The 16725-nt window shown below is 69.5% G+C and carries 16 protein-coding genes; 9 read left to right on the top strand and 7 right to left on the bottom strand.

The window, feature by feature from the left end:
• The first annotated feature begins 64 nt into the window (after window positions 1–64).
• Both AC57B8_RS23190 and AC57B8_RS23185 read left to right on the top strand, forming a co-directional pair.
• Window positions 65–622, top strand: coding sequence for a peroxiredoxin (locus AC57B8_RS23190; protein ID WP_307588537.1), 558 nt, complete (start codon window positions 65–67; stop codon window positions 620–622).
• Window positions 623–677: 55 nt separating this feature from the next.
• Complete coding sequence (locus AC57B8_RS23185) at window positions 678–2111, top strand: aldehyde dehydrogenase family protein (RefSeq protein WP_489061517.1); 1434 nt, start codon at window positions 678–680, stop codon at window positions 2109–2111.
• A 24-nt stretch (window positions 2112–2135) separates the two neighbouring features.
• Here AC57B8_RS23185 and AC57B8_RS23180 read toward each other — a convergent pair whose 3' ends face one another.
• Window positions 2136–3062, bottom strand: a complete 927-nt coding sequence (locus AC57B8_RS23180) for a ZIP family metal transporter (protein WP_496480880.1) — start codon at window positions 3060–3062, stop codon at window positions 2136–2138.
• A gap of 19 nt (window positions 3063–3081) precedes the next feature.
• Window positions 3082–3720, bottom strand: coding sequence for a superoxide dismutase (locus AC57B8_RS23175; RefSeq protein ID WP_496480879.1), 639 nt, complete (start codon window positions 3718–3720; stop codon window positions 3082–3084).
• A 251-nt stretch (window positions 3721–3971) separates the two neighbouring features.
• Between AC57B8_RS23175 and AC57B8_RS23170 the strand changes: the two genes are divergently transcribed.
• Genes AC57B8_RS23170 through moeA form a run of 4 tightly spaced genes read left to right on the top strand, consistent with a single transcriptional unit; the run spans window position 3972 to window position 8419 of the window.
• Window positions 3972–5261: a serine hydrolase domain-containing protein gene (locus tag AC57B8_RS23170; protein WP_496480878.1), complete on the top strand. Its 1290-nt coding sequence runs from the start codon at window positions 3972–3974 to the stop codon at window positions 5259–5261.
• Between the two features lie 49 nt (window positions 5262–5310).
• Window positions 5311–6450 carry a GTP 3',8-cyclase MoaA gene (gene moaA, locus AC57B8_RS23165; protein ID WP_496480877.1) on the top strand — a complete coding sequence of 380 codons (1140 nt, stop codon included), beginning with the start codon at window positions 5311–5313 and terminating at the stop codon, window positions 6448–6450.
• An 11-nt stretch (window positions 6451–6461) separates the two neighbouring features.
• Window positions 6462–7106 carry a molybdenum cofactor guanylyltransferase MobA gene (gene mobA, locus AC57B8_RS23160; protein ID WP_307693018.1) on the top strand — a complete coding sequence of 215 codons (645 nt, stop codon included), beginning with the start codon at window positions 6462–6464 and terminating at the stop codon, window positions 7104–7106.
• The gene (gene moeA, locus AC57B8_RS23155; protein ID WP_496480876.1) at window positions 7103–8419 is read left to right on the top strand and encodes a molybdopterin molybdotransferase MoeA; all 1317 of its coding nucleotides are present in this window, start codon (window positions 7103–7105) and stop codon (window positions 8417–8419) included. Before mobA ends, moeA begins: the two co-directional genes overlap by 4 nt.
• Before the next feature lie 22 nt (window positions 8420–8441).
• On the opposite strand, the gene rnhA is transcribed toward moeA, so the two are convergent.
• Window positions 8442–8891, bottom strand: a complete 450-nt coding sequence (gene rnhA / locus AC57B8_RS23150; RefSeq protein ID WP_095745544.1) for a ribonuclease HI — start codon at window positions 8889–8891, stop codon at window positions 8442–8444.
• Window positions 8892–8957: 66 nt separating this feature from the next.
• Window positions 8958–9719: a class I SAM-dependent methyltransferase gene (locus AC57B8_RS23145; RefSeq protein WP_223301333.1), complete on the bottom strand. Its 762-nt coding sequence runs from the start codon at window positions 9717–9719 to the stop codon at window positions 8958–8960.
• Between AC57B8_RS23145 and gloB the strand changes: the two genes are divergently transcribed.
• The 3 genes from gloB (at window position 9718) to AC57B8_RS23130 (ending at window position 13923) form a co-directional block, all read left to right on the top strand.
• Entirely contained in the window at window positions 9718–10497 is a 780-nt protein-coding gene (gene gloB, locus AC57B8_RS23140; protein ID WP_496480875.1) for a hydroxyacylglutathione hydrolase, read from the top strand. The two genes, AC57B8_RS23145 and gloB, sit on opposite strands and share 2 nt — an antisense overlap.
• The gene (locus AC57B8_RS23135) at window positions 10494–12098 is read left to right on the top strand and encodes a transglycosylase SLT domain-containing protein (RefSeq protein WP_495267480.1); all 1605 of its coding nucleotides are present in this window, start codon (window positions 10494–10496) and stop codon (window positions 12096–12098) included. Before gloB ends, AC57B8_RS23135 begins: the two co-directional genes overlap by 4 nt.
• A gap of 64 nt (window positions 12099–12162) precedes the next feature.
• A complete protein-coding gene (locus AC57B8_RS23130; protein ID WP_496480874.1) occupies window positions 12163–13923 on the top strand; it encodes a monovalent cation:proton antiporter-2 (CPA2) family protein in 1761 nt (586 codons plus the stop codon).
• A gap of 18 nt (window positions 13924–13941) precedes the next feature.
• Here AC57B8_RS23130 and AC57B8_RS23125 read toward each other — a convergent pair whose 3' ends face one another.
• From AC57B8_RS23125 to AC57B8_RS23115, 3 genes are read right to left on the bottom strand one after another with little or no spacing between them, the layout of a single operon-like run.
• Window positions 13942–14775, bottom strand: a complete 834-nt coding sequence (locus AC57B8_RS23125) for an ABC transporter permease (protein WP_062473112.1) — start codon at window positions 14773–14775, stop codon at window positions 13942–13944.
• A complete protein-coding gene (locus AC57B8_RS23120) occupies window positions 14772–15587 on the bottom strand; it encodes an ABC transporter ATP-binding protein (protein WP_496480873.1) in 816 nt (271 codons plus the stop codon). The genes AC57B8_RS23125 and AC57B8_RS23120 overlap by 4 nt, the downstream gene beginning before the upstream one ends.
• A 52-nt stretch (window positions 15588–15639) precedes the next feature.
• Complete coding sequence (locus AC57B8_RS23115; RefSeq protein WP_062473116.1) at window positions 15640–16677, bottom strand: ABC transporter substrate-binding protein; 1038 nt, start codon at window positions 16675–16677, stop codon at window positions 15640–15642.
• Between the last annotated feature and the right edge of the window lie 48 nt (window positions 16678–16725).

Raw genomic sequence — 16725 nt, 5'->3', positions numbered from 1 at the left:
CAACGGGGCCCATTTGGCGAAGCGTCGTCCTAGAATTCGATTCACTTCGCTTCGGAGTTACATCATGGCCCGATCGCTCCTTTTGCGCACCGCTTTGTGGGCCGCGGCCCTCGCCGCCGGGGTACCCCATGCCCACGCCGCACTCGACATCGGCGACCCTGTGCCCAAGTTCACGGCCACGGCCGCGCTGGGCGGCAAGACCTTCCGCTACTCGCTGGCCGAGGCGCTGGCCAAGGGGCCGGTGGTGCTGTACTTCTTTCCGGCGGCCGACTCCAACGACTGCTCCATCGAGGCCCACGCCTTCGCCGAGGCGGTCGACCAGTTCGCCGCGCTGGGCGCCTCGGTGATCGGCGTGTCGGCCGACGACATCGACACGCTCTCCAAGTTCTCGGTCAAGTCGTGCCAGAGCCGCTTTCCGGTGGCCTCCGACCAGGGCAAGACCGTGATCCAGGGCTTCGACGCGCTGATGCAGACCCGGCCCGACTTCGCCAACCGCCTGTCGTATGTGATCGCGACCGACGGCAAGGTCGCCTACTACTACCAGAACCTCAACCCCGACAAGCACGTCGAGCGCATGCTGAACGCCGTGCGCGCGCTACCCAAAGCCACCGCGGCGAAGTAAGGCGGGCCGGCCGGGGCGCCACGCGCGGGGCGGGCTTCGCGCAAAATCTCGCCCCATGCAGCTCAACTACATCGCCAACGCGGACGTTCCCTCCGCCTCCGGCCGCACCCTCCCCGTCATCGACCCGTCGGACGGCCAGCCTTTCGACGAAATCCAGCGCAGCAACGCCGCCGACATCGACGCCGCCGTGCGCGCCGCGCGCGACTGCTTCGAGGGCGTGTGGCACAAGGTCAGCGCCGCCGACCGCGGCCGCCTGCTCTTCAAGCTCTCGCAGAAGATCGCCGAGCACGTCGACGAGCTCGCGCTCATCGAGCAGCGCGACTGCGGCAAGCCCGTGAAGCAGGCCCGCGCCGACGCGGTGGCGCTGGTGCGCTACTTCGAGTTCTATGCCGGCGCCTGCGACAAGCTGCACGGCGAGACCATTCCCTACCAGGACGGCTACAGCGTCTTCACCTGGCGCGAGCCACACGGCGTCACGGGCCACATCATTCCGTGGAACTACCCGATGCAGATCTTCGGGCGCAGCGTGGGCGGCGCCCTGGCGGCCGGCAACGTGTGCGTGGTCAAGCCCGCCGAAGACGCCTGCCTGTCGCTGATCCGCGTGGCGCAATTGGCGGCCGAGGTCGGCTTTCCGGCTGGCGCGCTCAACATCGTGACGGGCTACGGCCACGAGGTAGGCGACGCGCTCGCGCGCCACGAAGGCATCGACCACATCAGCTTCACGGGCAGCCCGAAGATCGGCACGCTGATCCAGCAGGTGGCGGCCGAGCGGCACTGCCCGGTCACGCTCGAACTGGGCGGCAAGAGCCCGCAGATCGTGTTCGCCGACGCCGACCTGGACGCGGTGATTCCCGTGGTGATCAACGCCATCGTGCAGAACGCCGGCCAGACCTGCTCGGCGGGTTCGCGCGTGCTGATCCAGCGCGACATCTACGAGCCCCTGCTCGAGCGCCTGGGCCATGCCTTCGAAGCCCTGCGCGTGGGCCCCGCGGCGATGGACCTCGACGTCGGCCCGCTGATCCGCCAGACGCAGCAGCAGCGCGTGTGGGACTTCCTGAGCGACGCGCAGCACGCCGGCATCCCGATGGTGGCGCAGGGCGTGGTGGTCGAGGAAGCGCCCGAGACCGGCTTCTACCAGGCCCCGACCCTGCTGCGCGACGTGCCCGTGGGCCATCGCCTGGCGCAGGAAGAAGTGTTCGGCCCCGTGCTTGCCGCGATGCAGTTCGCCGACGAGGACGAAGCCGTGGCCCTGGCCAACGCCACCCAGTTCGGCCTCGTGGCCGGCGTCTGGACGGCCGACGGCGCGCGCCAATTCCGCATGGCCCGGCGCGTAAAGAGCGGCCAGGTGTTCATCAACAACTACGGTGCGGGCGGCGGCGTCGAACTGCCGTTCGGCGGCGTGAAGTCGTCGGGCTACGGACGCGAAAAGGGCTTCGAGGCCCTGTACGGCTTCACGACCTTGAAGACCATCGCCATCAAGCACGGCTGAGGCTGACGACGCCGCGCCTGGGCGTCAGCCCAGCGCGGTGTCCAGCAGCATCATCAGCACGAAGCCGATCATCAAACCGCTGGTCGCATAGGCTTCATGCCCCTTGCGGTGCGATTCGGGAATGATCTCGTGGCTGATCACGAACAGCATCGCGCCCGCCGCGAAGCCCAGCCCCCAGGGCAGCAGCATCGCCGAATGCCCCACCACCGCCGCGCCGAGCACGGCGCCCAGCGGCTCCACCAGCCCCGAGGCCATGCCGATCAGCACCGCGAACAGGCGGCTGTAGCCTGCGGCCAGCAGCGCCACGGCCACCACCAGCCCCTCGGGCACGTCCTGGATCGCGATGCCGGTGGCGAGCGCATCGGCGCGCACGCCGTTGTTGGCCGCGTAGCCGACGCCGATGGCCAGACCCTCGGGCACGTTGTGCAGCGCGATCGCGAACACGAAGAGCCAGGTGCGGCGCAGCTGGCGCCCGCTCTGCCCTTCGCGGCCCTTGATGAAGTGCTCGTGCGGCAGCACGCGGTCCATGGTCATCAGCACCAGGCCGCCCAGCAGGATCGCCGTGCCGATCACGCCGCCCGCCGCCCAGTCGCCACCGCCGAAGACGCCGGTCGACTTGGCGGCGTCCAGCCCGGGAATGATCAGCGAGAAGGCGCAGGCCGCGAGCATCACGCCCGCGCCGAAGCCGAACAGCGTGTCCTGCAGCTTGTCGGGCAGCTTCTGCGAGAACAGCACCGGCAGCGTGCCCAGCGCGGTCGCCAGCGCCGCCACCGAGCCGCCGCGCAGCGCGTTCCACACCAGCGGGTCGGCGCGCACGAAGGACCAGAACTGTGACGCCAGCGCCAGCGCGCCGGCCGCGACGATGGCAAAGCCGATCCATTCGCGCAACGGGCGCGGCGACCTCGGCGGCGGCGCTGTGGCCACCGTGCCCTGCAGCTGCGTGTCGTTCATGGGCGGGCTCCTCTTCGGCTCATCGGCCGCCGGTCGCGGCGGCATGGCGGCGGGCCACCTCGGCCCAGTTCACCACGTTGTAGAAGGCCGCGATGTATTCCGGGCGGCGGTTCTGGTACTTCAGGTAGTAGGCGTGCTCCCACACGTCCAGGCCCAGGATCGGGGTCTTGCCCGAGCCGATGCCGCGCATCAGCGGGCTGTCCTGGTTGCCGCTGCTTTCCACGGCGAGCTTGCCGTCGGCGCCGACGACCAGCCAGGCCCAGCCGCTGCCGAAGCGCGTGAGCGCGGCCTTGGTGAAGGCGTCCTTGAAGGCATCGAAGCCGCCCAGGTCGGTGTCGATGGCCTGCGCGAGCGCGCCCAAAGGCGCCCCGCCGCCACCCTCGCCCACCGGGGCCATGACGGTCCAGAACAGGCTGTGGTTGGCGTGGCCGCCGCCGTTGTTGCGCACGGGGGCGCGCAGCGCCTCGGGCAATTCCTCGACACCGGCGATGAGGGCTTCGACCGGCGTGTCCGCATGTGGCGTGTCTTTCAACGCCGCATTCAGGTTGTTCACGTAGGTCTGGTGGTGCTTGCCGTGGTGGATCTCCATCGTCTGCGCGTCGATGTGGGGTTCGAGCGCGTCGAAGGCATAGGGCAAGGCTGGCAGGGTGTACGGCACGGTTCGGAAGCTCCTTGTTGGAAGAGAGCCCTTTGCGTGGTGCTTGTGCTGCGTACTCAGGCGTTCAAATGATAGTAATTCTCATTGTCTGCGTCAAGATATCGGCGCCATAGATGCCGCCAATCAGCCAGCTCGTCGCGTGCCGCTCTAGGACCCATCCACCGATACACTGCCCCGCGACCGGTTCGCACGGACGGCGTCAAGACCGTCCTGCCGGTTCCATCCTTCCACCACCGACGGAGACAACACGCATGACCTTCCTGAAGCGCCGCGCCCTGGTGCGCACGGCCCTGCTCGGCCTGAGCCTCGCCCTGCCGCTGCTCGCCACCGCCCAGTCGCTGCCCACCGCCCGGCCCGAGTCGGTGGGCCTGTCCACCGAGCGTCTGCAGAAGCTCACCGACGTGCTCAAGGCCGATGTGGCGGCCGGCAAGATCCCCGGCGCGGTGCTGCTGGTCGCGCGCCAGGGCAAGGTCGCGTGGTTCGAACCGGTCGGCAAGCTCGACGCCACCGCCGGCACGCCGATGCCGCGCGACGGCATCTTCCGCATCTACTCGATGAGCAAGCCCATCACCACGGTCGCCGCGATGATGCTGGTCGAAGACGGCCGCATGAAGCTGGACGACCCGGTCGCGATGTACCTGCCCGAGTACGCCCGCATGACGGTGGGCATCGAGAAGCCCGGCGCCGACGGCAAGCCGGTGCTCGAGACCGTGCCCGCGCGCCGCCCGATCACCGTGCAGGACCTCATGCGCCACACCTCGGGCCTGACCTACGGCTTCTTCGGCCCGGGGCTGGTGAAACAGGCCTACAACGCCGCCAACCTCGCGGACGGCGATCCGACCAGCGCCGAGTTCTCGCAGCGCCTGGCCAAGCTGCCGCTGGCCTACCAGCCCGGCACGACCTGGGACTACAGCTACTCCACCGACATCCTGGGCCGCGTGGTCGAGGTGGTGTCGGGCCAGTCGCTGTACCAGTTCGAAAAGGCGCGCCTGTTCGACCCGCTGGGCATGAAGGACACCACGTACTACGTGCCCGAGCCGGCGCGCCAGCCGCGCATCGCCGAGCCGCTGCCGAGCGACCGCAACTTCGGCGTGGGCGCCGACCTGAACGACCCGCGCATCGTGCGCAAGTTCGAGTCGGGCGGCGGCGGGCTGGTGTCGACCGCGTCCGACTACGCGCGCTTCCTGCAGATGCTGCTCAACGGCGGCACGCTCGACGGCACGCGCTACCTCGGCCCGCGCACGCTGGCGCTGATGACGACCGACCATTCGAACGCCGGCGCCGGCATCGTGCCCGGCCCGCTGTACCTGCCGGGCCCCGGCTACGGCTTCGGCCTGGGCTTCGCGGTGCGCCGCAACGACGGCGAGGCGCCCTACCCGTCCGGCGGCGGCGAGTACAACTGGGGCGGCGCGGGCGGCACCTACATGTGGGTCGATCCGAAGAACGAACTGTTCGTCGTGCTGATGCTGCAGTCGCCCAAGTACCGCACCCACTACCGAAGCCTCGCGCGCAACATGGTCTATGCAGCGGTGCTGAAGTAGCCCGCATGGCGCGCGGTCGCGGGCCATGGCGCAAAATCGGCATCGCCCCATGAAGAAAAGCAGCAGCACCGTCATTCCGATCGCTCAGGCCGGCCACGCCGTCGTGGCCGCGCCGGGCATTGCCGTGCCCGCCACCGGCCTGCTGGCCGACCGGCTGGGCCGTCCGCTGACCGACCTGCGCATCAGCGTGACCGACCGCTGCAACTTCCGCTGCAGCTACTGCATGCCCAAGGACGTGTTCGACAAGGACTACCAGTACCTGCCGCACAGCGCCCTGCTGAGCTTCGAGGAAATCACGCGCCTGGCGCGCCTGTTCGCCTCGCACGGCGTGCGCAAGATCCGCCTGACTGGCGGCGAGCCGCTGCTGCGCAAGCACATCGAGGGGCTCATCGGGCAACTGGCCGAACTGCGCACGCCCGACGGCGACCCGCTCGAGCTCACGCTGACCACCAACGGCTCGCTGCTGAAGCGCAAGGCAGCCGCACTCAAGGCCGCCGGCCTGCAGCGCGTGACCGTGAGCCTGGACAGCCTGGACGACGCCGTGTTCCGCCACATGAACGACGTCGACTTTCCGGTGGCCGACGTGCTGGCCGGCATCGACGCGGCCCTGGCCGCGGGCCTGGGCCCGATCAAGGTCAACATGGTGGTCAAGCGCGGCACCAACGAGCAAGAGATCTTGCCGATGGCGCGCTACTTCCGCGAGCACCACGGCGGCAAGGTCGTGCTGCGCTTCATCGAGTACATGGACGTCGGCGCCACCAACGGCTGGCGCATGGACGAGGTGCTGCCTTCGGCCGAAGTCATCGCGCGCATCGCGGCCGAGTTTCCGCTCGTGCCGCTCGAAGCCACCACGCCCGGCGAGACCGCCCAGCGTTGGGCCTATGCCGACGGCGGCGGCGAGATCGGCGTGATCAGCAGCGTGACCCAGGCCTTCTGCCACGACTGCAGCCGCGCGCGCCTGTCGACCGAGGGCAAGCTGTACCTGTGCCTGTTCGCAAGCCAGGGCCACGACCTGCGCCCGATGCTGCGCGACGGCGCGAGCGACGAGGCCATCACCTCAGCCATCGGCCACATCTGGCAGGGCCGCGCCGACCGCTATTCCGAGCTGCGCGCCCTGCGCGGCCCCGACGACAGCGCCCCCGACGCGGCAGCGCCCCGGCGCGTCGAGATGAGCTACATCGGCGGATGAGGCCGCCAGCCATGGGTACCGCACCGGCCATCGCAGCGGCCGACATCACGGGCCTCGTGCTCGCCGGCGGGCGCGGCACCCGCATGGGCGGAGTCGACAAGGGCCTGCAACTGCTCCAGGGCGAAGTGCTCGCCGCACATGCCGTGCGGCGGTTGCGCCCGCAGGTCGGCCGCGTACTGATCAATGCCAACCGGAACTTCGCCGCCTACGAAGCGCTGGGCGTGCCCGTGTTCGCCGACAGCGTGCCCGACCACCCCGGGCCGCTGGCCGGCATGCTGAGCGGGCTCGAACACTGCCCCACGCCCTGGCTGCTCACCGTGCCCTGCGACACGCCGCGCTTTCCGCCCGACCTGGCGGCGCGGCTGGCCGAAGCCCTGGCCGCCGAGGGCGCCCACGCGCGCATCGCCATGGCCGCCGCGCCTGAAACCGAGGCCGACGGCCGCACGGTGCTGCGTCGCCAGCCGGTGTTCTGCCTGCTGCACATCGAACTGCGCGACAGCCTGCGCCGCTTTGTCGAGGAAGGCGGCCGCAAGGTCGGCGCCTGGACCGCGCAGCACAACGCGCTGACCGTTCCCTTCGACCGCCCCGGCGACGCGCCCGACGCCTTCTTCAACGCGAACACGCTGGCCGACCTGCAGACGCTCGAACAGCCATGAGCCGCATCGCCGCCATCGCCGCCGACCTCGCGGACTACGACGCGGGCGACCTCGACGTCGACACCGTCGCCGCCTTTCTCGCGCGCCTCGTCGCACCGCTGGCCGTGGCAGACACCGAAGAGGTCGCGCTGCGCGACGCGCTCGGCCGCGTGCTGGCGGACGACCTCGTCTCGCCCGTGAGCGTGCCGCCGCACGACAACTCGGCCATGGACGGCTACGCCTTCGACGGCGCGCTGCTGCCGGCCGATGCGCCCATCGACCATTCGCTCACGCTGCGCGTGGCCGGCACGGCGCTGGCCGGCTCGGCCTGGCGCGGTGCGCTTGGGCCGAACGACGCGGTGCGCATCATGACCGGCGCGATGATGCCGGCCGGCCTGGACACCGTGATCCCGCAGGAGTTCTGCAAGGTCGACGGCGACCAGGTCTGCTTTCCGGCCCGCGTGCTGGGCCGAGGCGACAACCGGCGCCTGGCCGGCGAAGACCTGATGCAGGGCCAGCCGGCGCTGCGGCGCGGCGAGCGCCTGTCGCCGGCCGCGCTCGGCATGGTCGCCAGCCTCGGCCTGGCGCGCGTGACCGTGCGGCGCCGGCTGCGCGTGGCGTACTTTTCGACCGGCGACGAAATCCTCTGCCTGGGCGACACGCCGCGCGAAGGCGCCGTGTACGACAGCAACCGCTACACCCTGTTCGGCCTGCTCACGCGGCTGGGCTGCGAGGTGGTCGACCTCGGCCTGGTGCACGACGACCCCGCCACGCTCGCCACCACGTTGCAGCGCGCGGCGCGCGAAGCCGACGCCATCGTCACCAGCGGTGGCGTGAGCGCGGGCGCGGCCGACCACACGCGCGACGTGATGCAGCAACTGGGCGACATGGCCTTCTGGCGGGTCGCGATGCGGCCCGGACGGCCGCTGGCGGTGGGGCTGATTCCGCGTCCGCGCGAGGCCACCGCCACGTCGGCCGTGCTGTTCGGCCTGCCGGGCAATCCGGTGGCGGCGATGGTCGCCTTCCTGGCCTTCGTGCGGCCGGCGCTGCTGCGGCTGATGGGCTGCCACGACGAAGCCTGCGCCCCGCCGCCGCTGCTGCGCGCACGCAGCGCCGGGCCCATCCGCAAGAAACCGGGGCGCACCGAGTACCAGCGCGGCGTTGTCCGCCAGGTGCCGGGGTCGTTGCCCGAGGTGCGGGTGGCGGCGCACCAGGGATCGGGCGTGTTGAGCTCGATGCTCGAGGCCAACGGGCTCGTGGTGCTGCCCCACGAGCAGGGCCATGTCGACGCCGGCCAGGAGGTCGACGTGATGGTCTTCGAAGGGCTGATCTAGCCCCTGGCCCTGCCGCTGAGGGTCAGATCCGGCCCAGGGCCTTGTCCACGCCCTTGTTGGCCAGCATGTCGGCCCGCTCGTTGCCCGGGTCGCCCGAGTGGCCCTTGACCCAGCGCCATTCGATCTGGTGGCCGCCCTCGGACACCAGCTTGTCGAGCTTCTGCCAGAGCTCGACGTTCTTCACGGGCTGCTTGGTCGAGGTAAGCCAGCCCTTGGCCTTCCAGCCGCGAATCCACTCGGTGATGCCCATGCGCACGTACTGGCTGTCGAGGTACAGCAGCACCTTGCAGGGCCGCTTGAGCGCGGCCAGGCCCTCGATCACCGCCGTGAGTTCCATGCGGTTGTTGGTGGTGTTGAGTTCACCGCCGAACAGTTCCTTCTCGGTGGGGCCCGACTTGAGCCACGCGCCCCAGCCGCCCGGTCCCGGGTTGCCCTTGCACGCGCCATCGGTGTAGATCACGACTTCGTTCAAACTGACTGTTCCTTTTTTCTCTAGCGTCATGCGGGCGATGCCGCCCGCGTCCATGGATTCGTTCGTTCACTGCTTGCTGCGGTGCACCTTGCCCGCGATGGGCACCGGCGCCGTCGCCCGCGCGCCGCTGCGGCGCCAGTCGGCGCTCAGCAGGCGCATGCCGCGCACGCGCTTCACCGCGACCAGGAAGTAGGCGGCGCCGAAGATCGGCCACCAGCGCTCGCCGGCGGCGTCCATCCAGCGCGAGCGCTCCAGCCAGGCGTCGCTGCGCACCGCCGGCCGGTAGATGCCGAAACGGCCCGACTCCACCTCGAAGCTCAACAGGCGCAGCCAGTCGCGCATGCGCCAGTAGCCGATGAACTCGCCGGCCTCGGGCAGGAAGGTCTCGCCCAGGCCCAGCCGGCGGTACAGGTGCCCGCGGCGCTGCCGCAGGCCCCACAGGCTGGTCGGGTTCAGGCCGCAGATCACCACCCGCCCCTCGGGCACCAGCACCCGCTCGACCTCGCGCAGCGTGGCGTGCGGATCGGGACTGAGTTCCAAAGCGTGCGGCAGCACCACGAGATCGAGGCTGTTGGCCGCGAACGGCAAGGCGGCGAAATCGGTCACCAGCGTCGCCTTGCCGGCCCGCACCGGGTCGGTCAGGGCCAGCCAGCGGTGCGGCATGCGGTTGGCGCGCAGCCCGTCGACCTCGGCGGCCCCGAGCTGCAAGGCGTGGTAGCCGAAAACATCGGCCACCGCCTCGTCGAACTGGGCCTGCTCCCAGGCCAGGAGGTAGCGGCCGGGGGGGGTCGCGAACCAATCCTGCAAACCTATAATTTGACCGCTCATGACCCTTGTTCCGCTGCCCGCTTTTGCTGACAACTACATCTGGATGCTGCACGACGGGCACCACGCCATCGTGGTGGACCCGGGCGATGCCCAACCGGTGTTCGATGCGTTGGCGCACCACAAGCTGCAGCTGGCCGCGATTCTAGTCACGCACCACCACCCCGATCACACGGACGGCGTGGCCGCGCTGCATGCGGCCACGGGTGCGAAGGTGTGGGGCCCCGCGCGCGAGCGCATCCCCGAGCCCTTCACGCCGCTGGTGCAGGGCGACATCGCCCAGGCCCTGGGCCTGCGCTTCGAGGTCATCGACGTGCCGGGCCACACGGCCGGACACATCGCCTACTTCCTGCCGGCCTCGGCCGCGCAGGCCCCCGTGCTGTTCTGCGGCGACACCCTTTTCTCCGGCGGCTGCGGCCGCCTGTTCGAAGGCACGCCCGCGCAGATGCTCGCCTCGCTCGACGCCCTGGCGGCGCTGCCCGGCGACACGCGCGTGTGCTGTGCGCACGAATACACACTTGCTAACCTGAAGTTCGCCCGCGCCGTGGAACCCGGCAACGACGAACTCACTCACTACAACGCGCATTGCGAAAGCCTGCGCGCACAGGGGCAGCCCACGCTGCCGTCGCAACTGGCGATCGAACGCCGGATCAACCCCTTTCTTCGCAGCCGCGAAGCCACCGTCTTTCGAGCAGTGCGGGCCCATGCCGAGCTTTCCGCGGATGCCGCCGAAGCCGAGGTGTTCGCCGCCCTGCGCCAATGGAAAAACGACTTCCGATGAAATTTATCGTTGCCACCTGCCTTGCAGGCTCCCTGGTACTCGCGGGCTGCGCGGGCACGGACAACAGCGCTTCTTCCTCCACCTCCGCCAAGGCCGGCGCCTCCGCCGGCGGCACGGGCGCCCGCCCGTCGGGCAGCGCCACCCCGGTCTATCCGCGCGACAGCAACCTCAGCCCGCTCACCAGCGGCCAGGCCCGCTCGCAGAGCGTGGTCACGCTGGCGCCACCCGCCGACATGTGGGACCGCATCCGCCGCGGCTTCAAGATGCCCAACCTGGAAAGCGACCTGGTGCGCGACCGCGAGCAGTGGTACGCCAGCCGGCCCGACTACATCCAGCGCATGACCGAGCGCTCGAACAAGTACATCTTCCACATCGTCGAGGAGCTCGAGCGCCGCAACATGCCGACCGAGCTGGCGCTGCTGCCGTACATCGAGAGCGCCTTCAACCCGCAGGCCGTCTCCAGCGCGCGCGCCGCCGGCATGTGGCAGTTCATGCCCGCCACCGGCACCGACTTCGACCTGAAGCAGAACATCTTCCGCGACGACCGCCGCGACGTGGTGGCCTCCACCCGTGCCGCGCTCGACTACCTGCAAAAGCTCTACGGCATGTTCGGCGACTGGCAGCTCGCGCTCGCCGCCTACAACTGGGGCGAAGGCAGCGTGGGACGCGCCATCGCCAAGAACCAGCGCCTGGGCCTGCCCACCACCTACAGCGACCTGTCCATGCCGGCCGAGACCCGGCTCTACGTGCCCAAGCTGCAGGCCGTGAAGAACATCGTGGCCAACCCGCAGGCCTTCAACGCCGAGCTGCCGCTGATCGCCAACCACCCCTACTTCCAGACCGTGCCGCTCACGCGTGACCTCGACGTGGAACTGGCGGCCAAGCTGGCCGACGTGCGCATCGAGGACTTCCGCGCGCTCAACCCCGCCGCCCACAAGCCCGTGCTGATCGCGGCCGGCACCTCCGAGATCCTGCTGCCCTGGGACAACGCGGCGGTCTTCAAGCGCAACTTCGACGCCTACACGCAGGGCCAGTACGCCAGCTGGACCGCCTGGGTCGTGCCCACCACCATGACGGTGGCCGACGCCGCCCAGCGCTCGGGCATGAGCGAGTCGGACCTGCGCGCGCTCAACAACGTGCCGCCGCGCATGCTCATCAAGGCCGGCTCCACGCTGATCGTGCCGCGCGGCGCGCGCGTGAAGGAAGACGTGGCGGCGGTCGTGGCCGACGGCGGCCACCTGAGCTTCCAGCCCGAGATCATCACGCGCCGCACCACCGTCAAGGCTGGCCGCTCGGACAACGTGGCGAGCATCGCGCGCCGCTACAACCTCAAGCCCGCGGCCGTGGCCGACTGGAACGACGTCAATCAGAACCACGCCTTCAAGCGCGGCTACAGCGTGGTCGTGTACCTGCCGGTGCGCGCCACGCCCGCGGCGCGCGTCGGCTCGGGCGCGGCGCCCGCGCGCGGCCGGGGCGCGGCGGTGGTCACATCCAAGCGCGGTGGCGCGCCGGTGAAAGCCGCCGCACGCGGCAGCAGCAGCGCCAAGCAGGCGGTGGTGCGCCAGCCGCGCGGCGGCACGCCGTCCAAGCGCAAGCGCTGATCCCTGCCCTGCCGGCGGGCGGTGCCGGGCCCGGACCAAAAAAGCGACATCAGGAGGACAGGCCATGGCAGTCGAAGGAAGCGCGGGCGATCTCGTCAAGGTCGTCACGTTGTTGGGGGCCGCCGTCGTGGCCGTGCCGCTGTTCAAGCGGCTCGGGCTGGGCTCCGTGCTCGGCTACCTGGCGGCGGGCCTGGCCATCGGGCCCTTCGGCTTCGGTCTCTTCACCGACCCGCAGACCATCCTTCACACGGCCGAACTCGGCGTCGTGATGTTCCTCTTCGTGATCGGGCTCGAGATGCGCCCGTCGCACCTGTGGAGCATGCGGCGCGACATCTTCGGCCTGGGCAGCCTGCAGGTGGTGGTGTGCGGCATCCTGCTGACCGGCGTGGGCATGGCCTTCGGCTTCCCGCTCGCCGTCTCGTTCGTGTGCGCGATGGGCTTCGTGCTCACCTCCACGGCCATCGTGATGCAACTGCTCGGCGAACGTGGCGACATCGCCGCGCCGCGCGGCCAGAAGATCGTCGCCGTGCTGCTCTTCGAAGACCTGCTGATCGTGCCGCTGCTGGCCATCGTCGCCTTCATCGCACCGGTGGATGCGGCGCAGCAGGCCATTGCACCTTCACGCTGGATCGGCATCGGCATTGCCGTGGGTGCGCTCGCGGCGCTGGTGGCGGCCGGCATCTGGCTGCTCAACCCGCTGTTCCGCGTGCTCGCCAACTCCAAGGCGCGCGAGGTCATGACGGCCGCGGCGCTGCTCGTGGTGCTGGGCGCGGCGCTGCTGATGCAGGTCGGCGGCCTGTCGATGGCCATGGGCGCCTTCCTGGCCGGCGTGCTGCTGTCCGAGTCGACCTTCCGCCACCAGCTCGAAGCCGACATCGAACCCTTCCGCGGGCTGCTGCTCGGGCTGTTCTTCATCGGCGTGGGCATGTCGCTCGACCTCGCGGTGGTGGCGCAGAACTGGCAGCTCATCGTCGCGGGCGTGATCTCGATGATGGTGGTCAAGGCGCTGTGCATCTACGGCGTGGCGCGGCTTGCCAAGAGCTCGCCTGCCGACGCGCTCGACCGTGCGGTGCTGATGGCGCAGGGCGGCGAGTTCGCCTTCGTGCTGTTCTCGTCGGCGCTCGCCGCCAAGGTCATCAGCCCGACGGTCAACGCCAACATGACGGCGGTGGTGGTGCTGTCGATGGCGCTCACGCCGCTCGTGGTGCTGGCGCATCGCCGCTTCGCGCCCGCCGCGCAGGCCTCGATGGAGGGCGTGGAGAAAGCCGAGGAGCTGGCCGGCAACGTGCTCGTGATCGGCTTCGGTCGCTTCGGGCAGATCGCGATCCAGGGCGCGCTGGCGCGCGGCGCATCCATCTCCATCATCGACAACGACACGCAGGTGATCCGCGACGCCGCCGACTTCGGCTTCAAGGTGTACTACGGCGACGGCGCACGCGCCGACGTGCTGCATGCGGCCGGCGCGCACAACGCCCGCGCGATCATGGTGTGCATCGACAACCGCGCCGTGGCCACGCGCATCGCGGAGCACGTGAAGGCCGAGTTCCCGCATGCGCACCTGATGGTGCGCGCCTTCGACCGCGAGCACGCGGTGGAGCTCGTGAAGCTCGACGTCGACTACCAGATCCGCGAGACCTTCGAATCGGCCATGGCCTTCGGCCGGCAAGGCGTGGTCGCGCTGGGCGCCACGCCCGAGGAAGCCAACGAAGTGATCGACGACCTGCGCCGCCGCGACAAGGAACGGCTGGTGCTCGAGATGTCCGGCGGCCTCTTCGCGGGACGCGCGCTGGTGCAGGTCAACACCGAGACGCGCCAGACCCACTGAAGGCACTGAACGCGCGGCTCAGAGCTTCTCTGTCTCGCCGCTGCGCGGCTGCCACTTCATGAGCCGCTTCTCGATCAGGCCCACGAGCCCGTCGAGCGCCAGCGCGAAAGCCGTGAGCACCACGATGCCGGCGAAGACCGTGTTCACGTCGAAGGTGCCCTCGGCCTGCAGGATCAGGTAGCCCACGCCGCGCGCCGAGCCCAGGTACTCCCCCACCACCGCGCCGACGAAGGCCAGGCCCACCGAGGTGTGCAGGCTGGAGAACACCCAGCTCGTGGCGCTGGGCAGGTACACCGTGCGCAGCAGCTGCCGCTGGTTGGCGCCCAGCATCTTCGCGTTGGCCAGCACCACCGGGCTCACTTCGCGCACGCCCTGGTAGACGTTGAAAAACACGATGAAGAACACCAGCGTGACGGCCAGCGCCACCTTGCTCCAGATGCCCAGCCCGAACCACAGCGCGAAGATCGGCGCGAGGATCACGCGCGGCATCGAGTTGGCGGCCTTGATGTACGGATCGAGGATCAGGCTCGCCGTGGGCGCCAGCGCCAGCCACAGGCCGCAGCCCAGCCCGAGCGCCGTGCCGATGCCGAAGGCCAGCACCGTTTCGAGCAGCGTCGTGCCCAGGTGGCGGTAGATGTCGGCGTTGCCCTTCAGGCCTTCGGGAAACAGCAGGTTCGGTGGCACCTCGAAGGGCAGGAACCAGCTCCAGATGCGCCCCGCCACCACGATCGGCTGGCCGAGGAAGAACGCGATCTGGTCGTTGCGCGAGGCCACGTGCCACAGCACCAGAATCACGGCCAGCAGCGCGAGCTGCCAGAAGCGCGCATGGCGTGCATCGAGGCGCGGCATCATGCGGCCTTCCTCAGTTGCTGCGCGTAGCCCTTGAGCACTTCGTCGCGCAGCACCTCCCAGATCTGGCGATGCAGCTCCACGAAGCGCGGCTGCGTGCGCACCTCGGCCACGTCGCGCGGACGCGGCAGATCGATCACGAACTCGCCGATCGGCCGCGTCGCCGGGCCGGCCGACAGCACCACCACGCGGTCGCTCATCGCGATCGCCTCGTCGAGGTCGTGCGTGATGAAGAGCACGGCCTTCTTCTTCGCGCTCCAGAGTTCGAGCACTTCGTTCTCCATCAGCTGCCGCGTCTGCACGTCGAGCGCGCTGAAGGGCTCGTCCATGAGGATGATGTCGGGGTCGAGCACCAGCGTCTGCGCCAGCGCCACGCGCTTGCGCATGCCGCCCGAGAGCTGGTGCGGGTAGCGGTCGCCGAAGCCCGTGAGGCCCACGCGCGACAGCCAGGCCTCGGCCTGCGCGTGCGCCTCGGCATCGGGCACGCCGCGGTACTGCAGCCCCACCTTCACGTTGTCGATGGCGCTGCGCCACGGCATCAGCGCCTCGGTCTGGAACATGTAGCCGGCGCGCTTATTGACGCCCGTGAGCGGCTGGCCGAACACCTTCACCCCGCCCGACGACGGCTCGAACAAGCCCGCGCCCACGTTCAGCAGCGTCGACTTGCCGCAACCCGTGGGCCCGACCACCGAGACGAACTCGCCCGCGCCGATGCGCAGCGTGGTGTCGTCCACCGCCGTGTAGCGCTGGCCCGGGTCGTCCTTCGAATGGAAGGTGCAGCGGATGGAAAGGAGTTCGAGTGCGTAGTCGGACATGGCGCTCCGGAAGAAAAAACCCGGCCGAAGCCGGGTTGCTGAACGTTCGCAATCAGGCTTTGAACCTGTCTTTCGCACGCTTTGCAAAATCGTTGGTGTAGGTCCTGGCGAGGTCGATCTTGTCGGCCTTGACCGAGGTGTCGAAGCTCGCGATGGCATTGAGCGCAGTCTTCGGCCCTTCGGCCGGCACGAGGCCGTCGGTGGCGATGGACTCGCGCACCTTGTCGAACGACGCGAGGTACAGCGCGCGGTCGCCCAGCAGATACGTCTCGGGCACAGTCTTGATGATGTCGCCCGGCCCCGCCGTCTGCAGCCACTTGAGGCCGCGCACGATCGCGTTGGCCAGCGCCTGGCAGGTGTTGGGATGCTTCTGGATGAAGTCGATCGGCGCGTACAGGCAGGCCGCGGGCATCGGCCCGCCGAACACCTGCTCGGTGCCCTTGAGCGTGCGCGTGTCGCTGATGATCTTCACGTCGCCCTTCTGCTCCAGCATGGTCATCACCGGGTCGGTGTTGCTGATGGCGTCGATCTGGCCCGAGCGCAGCGCGGTGAGCGCACCGGCTGCCACGCCCACGCCGATGAAGCTCACGTCGCTGGCCTTGAGGCCGCCGCGCGAGAGCACGAGGTTGGCCACCATGTTGGTCGACGAGCCCGGCGCCGAGACGCCGATCTTCTTGCCCTTGAGGTCCTGGATGCCGGTGTAGCCCGCCATGTTCTTCGTCGACACGCCCACCGCGATCTGCGGTGCGCGGCCCTGCAGCACGAAGGCCTGGAAGAACTGGTTCTTGGCCTGCAGGTTGATCGTGTGTTCGTAGGCGCCCGAGCAGACATCGGCCGAGCCACCCACCACCGCTTGCAATGCGCGTGCGCCGCCGGCGAAGTCGGAGATTTCCACTTCGAGCCCTTCGGCCTTGAAGTAGCCGAGCTGCTCGGAGATGGTGAGCGGCAGGTAGTAGAACGCCGCCTTGCCGCCCACCGCGATCGAGACCTTGGTTTTCTCCAGCTTGGCCTGCTGCGCAAAGACCCGCGGCAATGCAATCGCTGCGGCAGCGACTGCGGAGGCGGAGATGAGGGTTCTGCGATGAAGCATGGCGCGGTCCTGCGGGGCTCTGTGATTCTGGTGAACTGAATCGAGCTT

This window comes from Variovorax sp. BGA-UO-ETr-C22, from assembly GCF_059567965.1.
This window is presented reverse-complemented; position numbering and strand designations above follow the sequence as displayed.